Origin of the sequence: Vibrio sp. (assembly GCF_038138445.1) — a bacterium.
In the GTDB taxonomy this organism is placed as follows: Bacteria; Pseudomonadota; Gammaproteobacteria; order Enterobacterales; family Vibrionaceae; genus Vibrio.
On record NZ_JAYQDQ010000101.1, the window covers coordinates 1 to 13,145 of the forward strand.

Sequence of the window (13,145 nt, forward strand, 5' to 3'; positions counted from 1 at the left end):
TCTTAAAAGATGGCTATGCACTGGCGGATTTATGAGGGGATCCCTCAGTGCAAAGTTAATCTTTAAGAGAATGTGTGTGGATTTGTTTAATGATATTTATACTTTTTAGAGAGTTTGATAGGCGAATCCACTATAAGTAAAGGCTTATGATTCATTCATAGATGGTTGAATGAATCTGGCCCCAATGAGTGAAAAGAAATGATGGCAAAAAAATCAATGCGTAAACTAATAACGAGAACAGCTTGCATAACGGGACTGATAAGTGTGTCTGCTTGCTCATCATTTGTTAGCCTAGAGACACCTAACAAAAATGATAGGGTTCAGTCTATTGTTATTCATTACACCCAAGAAACTGAAGAAAAAACGCTCAAGCTTTTTAGTAGCCCTGAAGCCAATGTCAGTGCTCACTTTGTGGTCACGGAAGAAAGCGTCTACCAGCTTGCGGATCTTAATCAGCGCGCATGGCACGCAGGGAAAAGTTTTTGGCGTGGAAGAAGTGGTCTTAATGACACGTCAGTCGGCATTGAATTAGTCTACGAGGTAGATTGTCATCGTTTGGAAAATACAGGAACCCCGACTCAGACAATGACGTGTTTGTATCCGGATTACCCACCAAAATTGATAGAAAATCTGATCAAGGTGCTGGATAAGATTTATCAGACTTATCCTGATATTCAGCCTGTCAACCTTGTCGCTCATCAGGACATTGCGCCAACGAGAAAAAGCGATCCTGGACCTAAGTTTCCTTGGCAGTACGTCTACAGCAAAGGTTATGGGGCATGGTATAACAGTGATGATTACTTGAGAGAATACAGCAAGCTTGTATCTCAACCTATCAATTCTGATATTTTCTATAGAGCTATCGAGTATTACGGATATCCTCAAGTAACGGATACGAATAAAACCGATGTGATTAAAGCATTTCAAACGCACTTTACACCTTGGTTAATCAGTGGTGAAGTGACTCCTGAAAGTATGGCGGCGATTCTGGCGCTGCTAAATAAATATGAGCAAGAGCACTACCTTGAAATCAGCTCAGAAATGGATGGTTTCATGTTGCTTGAGCCAGAAAGTGCTTACTGATTTTGACTTGTCTATTGAACCCCAAAGCCAGCATTTGGGGTTCATTGAGTTTTGTTAGTTTTTGGGTGAGGGCTTTTGGTTTTCTAGGACTTGCAGTTTTGCGCGAATAAATTCGCTGTGGTCGACATAAATAAGCTCAGCAGTTTTGCGAATGACGGCGTCTTCTAGCGGGTCTATTTCACCATCGGCATTGGCGACTTCCCACATCGACTTAATTAGATCAAAACGTGCTGCTTGGCTTAATTCCCTCAACTGAGAAGTAAACTCGTAGAGCGATGCGGATTGACGGCTTTTAGCTTGTGCACGCGCGATAAGCTCTGCGGCCTCTTCACTACTTGTATCTAGCAAGCGTGCAAGTAGTGAATTTTGCGCCTGAGTTTCCGCCTCATCCGTTTTATGATCAGCATTGGCAACCTCACACAGTAAGCATGCCATAGCTAGATTTGGGTCTGCGCTGTCATGTTTGCTGAGGTCATTTCCCTCGACTAACTGCTTAAAAAGCGCCGATATGGAATTCAACATGTTATCTGCCTCGAAATTCTGTGTTATTTCTATAGATAGTGATTATTCTCGACGAGCACAAGTGCTTTGACAAAAAGATGACTTTTCATCCAGTGGTGGAAAGTCGATTTCATTGCCTTCACCAGTCAATATCGAGATACGTTTGGGCTTACCATGTTCATCAAGCTTTAACTCCCCAACCGCACTGGCATTGACCAAATATCGAGACCCATCAATATTTGGCTGGCGTTTTTTAACTTTGAGCCGTTTGCGCTTGGTGAAAAAGTTCAGTGGTGAGCTAGGTGAGTAGAGCACTCTATCTATATGATCACAACATCCGAGTAAGGGCTCTGGAAACTGGTTCTTGAAACCACTTGAAGTAATTTGATAAATGTTGGGGCTAGAGCGACGAAAGCGAAGCTTAACATCATAAGCGAATGAGTAATGCACATCACCGGAGAGTATAACGAAATTGCTCGGTGTTTTAGTGTGAGTAAAAATACTCAGCAGGGTATTAGCACTGCCTCTGTGTGCCATCCAGTTTTCTGCATCAATCACCAACGGCTGGCCCATCATTGTCATGCTTTTTTGTAAAGCCTCTATAAACTTAACGCCAAAAATAGGGGCAGCAGAGACCACAATGACTTTATCTTGGTACATCAGCTCTTGTTGAAACTCGATAAGGGCTTCCCAGTCCATTAAACCAGAGGGCTTGTTCATTTTGGATTCTGAACGCCAGCGACGAGTGCGAGTATCAAGCACTACCACTTTAGGTGAAGTGTCAATTGTGTAGTGCCAGCGCTCAAAACTGTATAAGTAGCGGATAAAATCTTTATGGTGTTGGTCAGTCGGTTGATTGAAATACCCGAGAGCAAGAGATAAAAACTCCTGATTGAAGTTATCAGGCTCATTCCCCCAACCTTGACATAGCCAATAAGCAATCAGGGCATTGCCGATGATTTGATGCGAAAATGGGTTAGTGTAGGCTGCTTGCTCCCAACCTATAGTGAGGTTCCAGTCATCGGTTACGTCATGATCATCGAAAATCATATAGGTGGGAATATGTGCAAAAAGCCGTTGGACTTTAGGCAGCCCTTCGATAAAACTCCCCAGTCTCTCGTATTCGCCTTGCCATTTTTGCTGATAATGTTCAGAAATCGTCTTGCCATTGGGGGTAAACGCTTGGTCGCTGAGGCGATCTCGATTGATGCATGGCCACAGAGTAGGGGACCAGACTAGCAAATACATGGCAAAGTATTCAGCAAAGGTAATGAGGTGGTTTTCACTTTCACGTGCGCTGAATATAGGAATATGCCGTTTAGGTAAGAATTTGCGGATCCAACTTTCTTCGCCAAAATGATGAGGAAGTATACTATCACGCCCGTAAAAGCTATCCGGGTGCAAATATAAGTCGTTGGCAGAACTGAACGGTCCGTCAGGAAAGGTTTCGTTGGGTAATCCTAATAGCTCTATAGTCTGAAGTGTGGCGTCGAGCAAAGGGCCTGATACGTGGTCTGCGTATATCTGATCGCCACTCATCATCAGCATATCGGCTCTCTCGCCCAGAGGTTGCGATGCGAGCTTAGTATCCATAGCGACTAGAGCATCTTTACTGGGATGATCGGGGTTACGACATGAGCCGTGTAAAACGTAGTCCGCTTTAGTGGAAATCTTAAAAGTCAGTGCTTGCTCATTATCATGTAGCAAATGCGGATATAACTGACTTAATGGGCCATTTTGAGTATGGAATTCATAACTTAGCGCAACATTGGTTGGAAAGTGATGTTTGAAGTGAGCCAGAGTGACATAGCAATACTCTCCAATCTTAACTTGATGGCATTGGTCTAGAGACTGCTCGAAAATAACACCATGGTCAGGTTCATGGTTGAGCGAAAACTGTCCTTTAAGAGGTTGGCTAGTTACGAGCCAAAAAACCAAATCGTTGGTGGAGGACTTTCTTAATATTGGGCCAGCTAATAGAAAAGGGAGTTCATGTTCTGTATTCATTAAATATCTGTTGGATCCTTCGGTACTTCTGGGTCTTCTAAGATCTCTATGATTTCTGAGCTCGACATTTCATGACCCATGAGAAATAGCGCCAGCATAGCATCTGCTTTAGTTTTTGTATCGGAACTTTCATCGATAATCTGCTCAAATCTCTTACGAATCATATCAATTTCATGTTCAACAAACCCGCGTCCTTCCTCTTCACCTTGCCCTTCTTCCGGTGCATTGTCGAATTCAAGGAACAACATTTGTTGGTCAAGTTGAGTGTTAACTAAACGCTCCGGCAGCCATATATCGCCAGTTACCAGTTCCGGATCTTGAGTCTCATCGAGTGAGTCGATAATTTTCTTTAAGTCTGAAGCTTTCACGATTTTTTCAAATTAAGTCAAGGTATACTCTTATAGTAATGGTGAATTGCACTAAGCGATAAGTAAAAACGCATTTAGTTTTATCAGCTTTGTACAATTTCGTCTGCTCTGTAATTTTAAGGCATAAAAATGAACAGCATACAGACATATTCAGCGCTGATGATTTTAATAACAACTCCTACCAGCTTTTCTTTTGCACAAGATCAAACTTGGGGCATTGCTGCGGTTTACCGCTCAGCATCGATTCCTTTTGTGACGCCTGATAATGATCAAGCTGTCGGCTCCTTTGTTCCCATGATGTACTTTGACAATCAGCAGGTATTTATTGATGGATTACAAGGTGGTGTTTACCTGTGGCAGTCAGAAGATGAAGCTCTAGAGTTTAACGCGCTGATGCGCTTAAGGTTTGTTGATATTCCTGCTTCTGCCCAAAATGCTAACGGCGGAGATGCGGTCGATTTTGGCGCCCAGTTGGGGCATGCCTTTAACGATACGTGGCGGGTCAACACAGAAATAATGACGGACGATGAGTTTCGGTTTCACGCTAATTTTATCCTTAAAGGAGACTATGATTACCAAGATTGGCAGGTGAGTCCTTTTGCCGAGCTTAGGTATAAAGATGCTGACTTTAATAGCCAATATTATACGTTTTCGGCTTCAGAAGATGAAAAAATCGGCGCAGGTGTCGATTTTAGATTAGGGGTTGATGCCCGTTATCACTTGTACTCAAACCTCTATTTACTAGGTTCAACCAGTGTTCGTCGCCTCGATAGCAATGCTTACCACTCTTCAACGGTTGACGACAGATATCAGGGTGAGGTGTTTGTTGGCTTTGGCATCTTCAATAACCAGACGAGTGATTCGAAAAAAACATTGAGTGACTCAAGGTACATACGCTTGGCTCATGGCTGGGCTACGCCGTCTAACATAGGTGAAATACTCGCGTTAGACACTCAATCTGATCAATATAACAACCAAATGAGTTCTTTGTTTTATGGTCACCCGCTGACAGACCAATTGTTTGGGGTGCCGATAGATGTGTATTTCACCCCGGGTATCGCTCATCATTGGTCTTCCGAAGTGCAATCTGCCAGTACAGAATATATTGCGGCGATCAAATTTTATTATACGATTGAATGGCCTTTTAAATGGCGGCTGGGTTTTGCTGAAGGTATGTCTTTTATTGATAGCATTACCTACATAGAGCAGACAGAAATGGATGAAAAAGGGTATAACGCCAGTAATTTACTCAATTACTTGGATTTATCACTTGATGTGAATCTAGGAGATCTGGTCGGTTATTCTGAGCTCAACAAAGTGTGGTTTGGGTATTCACTTCATCACAGGAGCGCAATATTTGAGCAAGCGTCCCAGTATGGTCGAATCAAGGGTGGCAGTAACTTCAACACGATTTATTTTCAATTTGAGTTCTGATCCTTGAGGTTATAGGTAAGCCACTGTTATTCTCTCGTTAATCCCATTGGTTTGGGGTATTTTTATTGTCTGTTGTGATACAATGTGCGCAGTTTTATGGAGTAAAAAGAATAGGTAACGCTTTGACATCGTCACAGCCCAAAACACGCCCTACCGAAGAGCATACAGCACAATCCAATACACCATCTTCTTTGCGCAGCGCTTTGAATCAATGCATGCTAGGAGATAGGTTTCGCCTTAGTAAGCGTATCTCTGGTGCGAGTAAAATAAAAAAAGAGCAGTCACGTCATGCTGTGTTTGATGAAATTGCATTGGATATTGCCAAGTCAATAATGGAAGCAGAGCAAAGAGCGAGCTTCAAGCCCAACATCGACTATCCAGAGATATTACCGGTTAGCCAGAAACGGGACGACATTGCTCAGGCAATACAAGACAATCAAGTGGTGATTGTGGCTGGGGAAACCGGCTCAGGTAAAACCACTCAGTTGCCTAAGATTTGCGCTGAGCTTGGGCGAGGTCAATATGGCTTGATTGGTCACACCCAACCTAGACGTCTGGCAGCAAGGTCTGTGGCAAGCAGAATTGCTGAGGAAATGGGCACCAAGTTGGGTGATTTTGTCGGTTATAAAGTTCGATTTAACGATCAAATCTCAGACCAAACTCAGATCAAACTGATGACAGACGGTATTTTGCTTGCTGAAATTCAGCACGACCGCTTTTTAAATCAGTATGACACTATCATTATTGACGAAGCGCACGAACGAAGCCTAAATATCGATTTTATTCTGGGTTATCTCAAAGAGCTCTTGCCTCGTCGTCCTGACTTAAAAGTCATCATCACATCAGCGACGATTGATCCGCAGCGTTTTTCAAAACACTTCGACGATGCGCCGATTATTGAAGTGTCGGGCCGAACTTATCCTGTTGAAACTCGATACCGTCCACTGAGTGGAGACGATGATGTTGATCGTGACCAGCTAGAAGGCATCTTCGAGGCGGTAGATGAGTTATGCGATGAAGGTCTTGGCGATATTCTCATCTTCATGAATGGGGAACGTGAGATCCGTGATACTGCGGACGCGCTAGGTAAACGGAATTTAAAGAGTACGGAAATTGTTCCCCTTTATGCTCGCCTTTCTGCAGGCGAACAGAATAAGATTTTTCAGCCTCATGCAGGGCGCCGAATTGTGTTAGCCACCAACGTGGCCGAAACCTCTTTAACGGTTCCGGGTATCAAATATGTTATTGATCCCGGAACGGCTCGAATCAGTCGTTATAGCTATCGAACCAAGGTGCAGCGACTACCGATTGAGCCTATATCCCAAGCAAGTGCTAATCAGCGTAAAGGTCGTTGTGGCCGTGTTGAAGAGGGTATATGTATCCGCCTTTACTCTGAACAAGACTTTGAGTCTCGTCCTGAGTTTACTGATCCTGAAATACTGCGAACCAATTTAGCGTCGGTTATTTTGCAGATGACCGCACTGGGTCTTGGCGATATTCAAGCCTTTCCGTTTGTTGAGGCTCCAGATAAACGCAATATCCTAGATGGTGTACGCTTGCTGGAAGAGCTTGGTGCGATCAATGAAAGCTCTAAGGAGGCCAAAAAACGTCTTACCCCAATCGGTAAGCAACTTGCGCGGATACCCATTGATCCTCGTTTGGCTCGGATGGTACTGGAAGCACCAAAATATGGTGCCCTGAGAGAAGTGATGATTATTGCGGCGGCGCTATCCATTCAGGACCCAAGAGAAAGACCAAGCGATAAACAGCAATCGTCTGATGATAAACACAAACGCTTCTTCCATGAAGAGTCTGACTTTCTAACCTTTGTCAATGTTTGGGATTACGTGCAAAAGCAGCAGAAATCGCTGTCGGGAAATCAGTTTCGCAAGCAGTGCAAGCAAGATTACCTGAACTACCTCAGAGTCAGAGAGTGGCAGGACGTTTACTTTCAAATCCATCAATCAATGCGAGAGATGGAATACAAGCTCAATGAAGAGCCGAGCAGTTATCAAAGTGTTCACAGTGCGATTCTTGTCGGGCTTTTATCCCATATTGGTGTCAAAGATCAGGAGAAGAATGAATATCAAGGCGCACGAAATGCACGTTTTCATATCTTTCCTGCTTCGGGGTTATTTAAAAAGCAGCCCAAATGGATAGTATCGGCGGAATTGGTCGAAACCTCCAAATTATGGGGCCGTATCATTGCTAAAGTGCAACCAGAATGGATTGAGCCGCTGGCTAAACACTTAATTAAAAGGAGCTATAGCGAGCCTCATTGGTCGAAGAAACGAGCTGCGGTCATGGCACATGAAAAAGTCATGCTTTATGGTGTGCCAATTGTGCCCAAGCGGTTAGTCAATTACGGCAGCATTGATCCAAGCGTTAGCCGAGAGCTGTTTATTCGCAGCGCCTTGGTTGAAGGTGAATGGGAAACCAAGCACGCTTTCTCTAAGACTAATCGCAAATTATTGCAAGAAGTGGAACAGTTAGAACATAAATCTCGTCGGCGCGATATATTGGTTGATGATGATGAGCTATTCGACTTTTATGATCAGCGTATCGGGACAGAGGTCGTTTCTGGAAAGCACTTTGATTCATGGTGGAAGAAGGCGTCGCAGACCAACAGTGAGCTGCTGAATTTTGAAAAAGAGATGTTGCTCAAGGGAGATGCCAGCCATGTAACGGAATTGGATTACCCTAATTTTTGGTATCAGAATGGGTTAAAACTCAAGCTCAGCTATCAATTTGAACCGGGTGAGGATAATGATGGTGTCACGGTTCATCTGCCTCTGCCTGTTCTTAACCAAGTTGAACCTGCTGGTTTTGATTGGCAAATTCCGGGCTTAAGACATGAATTGGTGGTCAGCCTAATAAAGGCGCTACCAAAAACCTTACGTAAGAACTTTGTTCCAGCGCCAAACTACGCAGATGCGTTTCTCGCCCGAGCCACTGCGATGGAAAGCCCGCTTTTGGACTCGCTAGAAAAAGAGTTACGCCGCATGACAGGTGTTGAAGTGCTGCGTGAAGACTGGAACCTTGAACAGGTTCCCGATCATCTTAAAGTCACATTTCGAGCCGTTGATCATAGAAATCGTAAGCTCAAAGAAAATCGCGATCTTTACCTTTTGAAAGAGAGCCTGAAAGACAAAGTTCAGGAGACACTATCAAAAGTGGCTGATGATGATATTGAGCAAAGAGATCTAAAGACTTGGAGCTTTGGAGAACTGCCTAAAGTCTACCAGCAAAAGCGTGGTGGTTATGACGTTAAAGCCTTTCCTGCGATTGTTGATGCAAAAGACAGCGTTGAAATTAAGTTGTTTGAAACCGCTGATGAGCAACACTTAGCGATGCAAGCTGGGCAGCGTAAACTTGTTTTACTCAACGTACCGTCACCGATTAAATATCTGCACAGCAACTTGCCGAACAAATCCAAGCTGGGACTTTATTTCAATCCTTATGGAAAAGTCTTGGACTTGATTGATGATTGTATCGCTTGTGGTGTTGATAAGTTAATTGAAGAGCAAGGTGGTCTGGTTTGGCAGTCTGAGGCGTTTGAGAAACTCAAAGAGCATGTACGCGCTGAACTTGGAGACACAGTTGTTGAGATTGCTAAACAAGTGGAAGTAATTTTGACGACTGCCTTCAATATTAACAAAAAGTTGAAAGGGAAAATTGATTTCTCCATGGCATTCGCCTTATCTGATATAAAAGCGCAAATAGAAGGGCTTATATTCAAAGGGTTTGCGACAGAATGCGGTTGGAAGCGGTTACCCGATATTCTTCGTTACATGCAGGCGATCGAGAAGCGTATGGAGAAATTGCCAATCGATCCAAACAAAGATCGCATACACATGCTTAAGATTGAGTCTGTTGCAGATGAATACAAGGAACTATTAAATAAGGTTCCTAAAGGGGTAATGGTGCCTGAGAAGGTGAAGCAAATTCGTTGGATGATTGAAGAGCTTCGTGTGAGCTATTTTGCTCAGCAGTTAGGGACGCCATATCCGGTATCGGATAAAAGAGTCAAGAATGCGATCAGTGAGTGCTAGCTAGAATAAGTGCTCATTAGTCGCTTTAGGTATGTAAATTGCTTAGTTGTAATACAGAGTAAAGTTTTTGACTGGGAAGGCAGAGGATTGCCGCAGCAGTTTCTGTCAAGGATAATAGAGAAGGCTAACTATGAAAAAATCACTATTAGCGCTGGCATTGCTAAGTGCTTCAGCAGGGGTATCGGCAGACTCGTTGATTTACGGCGGGGCTAGCGTTGGACAAACAGACTTAAACGGAGAGTCGACGACTTCTTATAATGTCCATGTCGGAACGGGCCTTTTGCCTTTTATCGGCCTTGAAGCGGGTTATCAAGATCTCGGTAAGTTCGATCGTGTTGACTACAATGGCATTAAAACTAACCTAACAGGTAGCGCCATTTATTTTGCTGTAAAGCCAAGTATTGATTTCGGTCCTCTCCATGTGTATGGAAAGGCGGGTGTGCATTCGTACAACCTGAAAGCCGATGGTGGCTTTGATGAAGATGAAGTCGATGTGACCTATGGTGTGGGTGCCGAGTACTTTGCCCCCGGACCTGTACCGATTTCATTTGGCGCGAGTTACAATGTATTTGGCATGAAAGAAGACGATATTACTAATTTCTCTTTGAATGCGACCATCCACTTTTTGTAATATTCACTTTTCGTAACATCGACGCATAAATAAAAGCTTGGCTGTTGATAGCCAAGCTTTTTTATTTTGTACAATAATTCATATCATCTTATTGTAAGTGTATCTGAAATTTATAAGATAGCTAAGTACTATCTTAGGGTGGAAGCTACTCGTATTCGAATATAAATAAGACATTAACTATTTCACGAGGTTGGATCGTCTCTCGCATTACAAATATAATGGGCTCAGGTCTTGCTTCTGCTTATCTTTTTATTATTGCGCTCAAATAGTATCAATCTATAGTACTAATTTTACCAATGTCGAAACATCCCGGATATAAACGCCTAATTTCGACCGTTAGACTATAAATATAATATGCAACATGGATCACATAAATTATATTTTATTGAAACTATATTTCACATATAGATATATTTCACTTATTCTTTTTTCTCATTATATAAACCACAGATAATAACGGAATAATTAATGATAAAAAGAACTCTTCTACTCAGCTTTTTCTCTCTGGGAGCTACAGCTTCACCCATTCAGATCGATAGTTGCGAGAAACTACTCAACCTTGAGAACAAAACTAACTTGGATTATGAACTGGTTCAAAATATTGATTGTGCTGGATTACTTCATAGCAATCCCAAAATATTTTCAGGAAACTTAAATGGTAATGGTTACTCAGTATCAAACTTATCAATTATTGCTACTAAGGGGAACATAGGACTATTTTCTAAAATTGACTCAGGAGAAGTCAAGAACCTAACTATTAATAGCTTTCAAATTACCACACAAGGAGTGAAAGCACAGACCGTCGGAGCTTTAGCGGGATTATTAAATGGTGGGCTTATTAAAAACGTTACAATTTCTAATTCGTCGATCGTAAATGCTGTAGGAGCTTGGGCCACTGGTTTACTAGTTGGTAGAGCAGATAATGCCATGCTGCAAAATATTACTGTAGAGCATAGCATCTTAAGTACAACTACAAAGTCTGGTAGCGTTGGTGGAGTCTCTGGCTGGCTAATAGATGGTGCGGGAGCAAACGAAATTAAGGTCCATGATCTTAATATGACGATAAAAAATAATAGCTTTAACGACACTGGAGGTATATTTGGAAAAGTATACAATACAGATCTAAGTTTGCTAGAAATTACCGATAGCGCCATTAAAAGAAATGATTTAGCAAAAAATGGTCATAACGGATTATTAGTCGGGAAGCTCGACAAGTCAACCATCAATAATGGTAGTTTAGTAAATATTACTCATAACTTTTTGCTTGGCAAATATAATGGCATTGCAGCAGGAGTAATAAATCAATCAGAAGGCGATGAATTAGTATTAAATAGTATCTCTCACAATGATGAAGATAACACTTTAGGCTGGCACTATATCGATGCCAAACAAACATATAGAACTAATAATCTATATATTAACTTGGATAACGAATCTACTTTACCGCCCCCTGTATGTCGCTTATAATTATAAAAATGTTTGATAGGCTTATGGAATCATATGTATGCAGTAAAATGATTTTTATTCCATGAAATTAGATTGATTTTAATTATTTAAAACTTAATGGCATATTTTTCGAAGATTTTACCTGAGAAATGTAATGAGTCAGGCTTTAATTCTTGTTACCCATGAGCTTTTCTATATCAAATCTACTGTTGTAATACTCACTCTTTATGACATCGATGGATAAATATAAGCTTGGTTGCTTGTGGCCAAGCTTTTTATTTTGAACATAAACATGTCAGTGGTTTTGCTAAACTATCAACTTATGTAATAAATGTAAGTACCTTAAACCACGTTATTGAAGCTAGCGCTCAGGTATACATGCGATAGTTAGTCTCGACCACTCTTGCTTTGTACCGATTGCAAACAAACTGCCTATAAACAAACAGATACTTGAACTTACCAACCAAAAAGTCAAAGAATTATCTGGAAACATTGGCATTAGTGCTAAAAAGGAGAAGGCTCTCAGGAGAAAAACAATTGTAATCACAACTAAAATGGAGCGCGTAAATGGTAGCTTCCTCATTACGCCGGCCCCTGCCAAGGCAAAAGTACCCCAGACACACAAAGCTGCTGCTATTGTAAGCGTGATAAGTGTAGGGTACCAAAGTCCTTGCTCCGCCATTTGTGCCATCGCTTCTCCGGCCCCGAACAGTCGATACCAATCAGCCCCAAATACAATACATCCCAAATGAGCTAATGCGGCTAAAAAGCAACACCCTGACGATACTATGAGACATTTGTTTTCTCGACGATTCATTTATCCTCCTTGATACCTAAGGCTTACTCGACGACTAAATGCCGTTTGTCATCCAGCTATGATGCAATCTTTGTATCACAATTCACCTAAAAATCAATATATTACAGGAAGGTAAAAAGGGGCGTGTTTGATTTAAAAACGGCAGTGCTTCTATACGAACACTGCTATTTTACTTTGGGCAATAACTCGTATCACCTTACAAGCTTTTGTACACAACTTTCGTAGACTAATCACTCAAGTTAGGAGTTATGGGAAACTTTAAGTATTGCAAACCATGATATAAGAAGCTGACATATGGTATACATGTGTCAGCACGGTAGGGTATGCTAAGAAATTGCAGGATAAATTAGTCACACAACTTAGGGTCTAAAGCGTAAGTTCTACTTGAAAACTTCAAAGCTAGCTCTCGCTTAGATGTGCATTCTATATAGCCTCTACTCGCAATTTCTTTTTTCAACGCTACATTCATACCCCAACCAGTAATAAAAGATAAAATAGTTATAAAGCCTAAAATAATGAATACTATTTTAGGGATCCATTTCGCCTGTTTTCCTGTGATTAAAGGTATGGTTGAGAATACAAATGCGATAACGGAGATCATGAGGCCGGCAAAAGATGACGCATCATTGAGAGCACCGCTAACTTTTATTGTGTTACTTAGATGATTGTAGTTATGGATGATTTCTATAGATTGTTCCCAAGAAATCCAAACCATTGGGCTACAAGCCAACATGAAAAGGAGAGCTTTAAACCTAATGCCGTTCACTTAAGGTGAGCGGCATTGTTTTTTCTGGGGTATCGGCTTG

General features: G+C 41.8%; 10 protein-coding genes. 5 read left to right on the forward strand and 5 right to left on the reverse strand.

Features of this window, described 5'->3' with window-relative positions; genetic code table 11:
- The first annotated feature begins 198 nt into the window (after positions 1-198).
- A complete protein-coding gene (locus tag AAFM34_RS18215; RefSeq protein WP_341665284.1) occupies positions 199-1,083 on the forward strand; it encodes an N-acetylmuramoyl-L-alanine amidase in 885 nt (294 codons plus the stop codon).
- Between the two features lie 54 nt (positions 1,084-1,137).
- Here AAFM34_RS18215 and AAFM34_RS18220 read toward each other — a convergent pair whose 3' ends face one another.
- Genes AAFM34_RS18220 through AAFM34_RS18230 form a run of 3 tightly spaced genes read right to left on the reverse strand, consistent with a single transcriptional unit; the run spans position 1,138 to position 3,959 of the window.
- Entirely contained in the window at positions 1,138-1,605 is a 468-nt protein-coding gene (locus AAFM34_RS18220; protein WP_341665286.1) for a TerB family tellurite resistance protein, read from the reverse strand.
- Positions 1,606-1,647: 42 nt separating this feature from the next.
- Positions 1,648-3,591, reverse strand: a complete 1,944-nt coding sequence (locus tag AAFM34_RS18225) for an alkaline phosphatase family protein (protein WP_341665288.1) — start codon at positions 3,589-3,591, stop codon at positions 1,648-1,650.
- Positions 3,591-3,959: a hypothetical protein gene (locus AAFM34_RS18230; protein WP_341665290.1), complete on the reverse strand. Its 369-nt coding sequence runs from the start codon at positions 3,957-3,959 to the stop codon at positions 3,591-3,593. The genes AAFM34_RS18225 and AAFM34_RS18230 overlap by 1 nt, the downstream gene beginning before the upstream one ends.
- 159 nt (positions 3,960-4,118) lie before the next feature.
- Here AAFM34_RS18230 and AAFM34_RS18235 point away from each other — a divergent pair, with 159 nt between their 5' ends.
- The 4 genes from AAFM34_RS18235 (at position 4,119) to AAFM34_RS18250 (ending at position 11,543) form a co-directional block, all read left to right on the forward strand.
- Positions 4,119-5,393, forward strand: coding sequence for a MipA/OmpV family protein (locus tag AAFM34_RS18235; protein ID WP_341665302.1), 1,275 nt, complete (start codon positions 4,119-4,121; stop codon positions 5,391-5,393).
- A gap of 122 nt (positions 5,394-5,515) precedes the next feature.
- A complete protein-coding gene (hrpA, locus tag AAFM34_RS18240) occupies positions 5,516-9,445 on the forward strand; it encodes an ATP-dependent RNA helicase HrpA (protein ID WP_341665292.1) in 3,930 nt (1,309 codons plus the stop codon).
- Between the two features lie 130 nt (positions 9,446-9,575).
- Positions 9,576-10,076 carry an outer membrane beta-barrel protein gene (locus AAFM34_RS18245; protein WP_341665294.1) on the forward strand — a complete coding sequence of 167 codons (501 nt, stop codon included), beginning with the start codon at positions 9,576-9,578 and terminating at the stop codon, positions 10,074-10,076.
- Positions 10,077-10,544: 468 nt separating this feature from the next.
- On the forward strand, positions 10,545-11,543 hold the full coding sequence (locus AAFM34_RS18250) for a hypothetical protein (RefSeq protein ID WP_341665296.1): 999 nt from the start codon (positions 10,545-10,547) through the stop codon (positions 11,541-11,543).
- A gap of 340 nt (positions 11,544-11,883) precedes the next feature.
- On the opposite strand, the gene AAFM34_RS18255 is transcribed toward AAFM34_RS18250, so the two are convergent.
- Positions 11,884-12,339, reverse strand: coding sequence for a hypothetical protein (locus tag AAFM34_RS18255; protein ID WP_341665298.1), 456 nt, complete (start codon positions 12,337-12,339; stop codon positions 11,884-11,886).
- Between the two features lie 346 nt (positions 12,340-12,685).
- Positions 12,686-13,054 (reverse strand): hypothetical protein, encoded by a 369-nt coding sequence (locus AAFM34_RS18260; protein WP_341665300.1) that lies wholly within the window; start codon positions 13,052-13,054, stop codon positions 12,686-12,688.
- Positions 13,055-13,145: the final 91 nt, after the last annotated feature.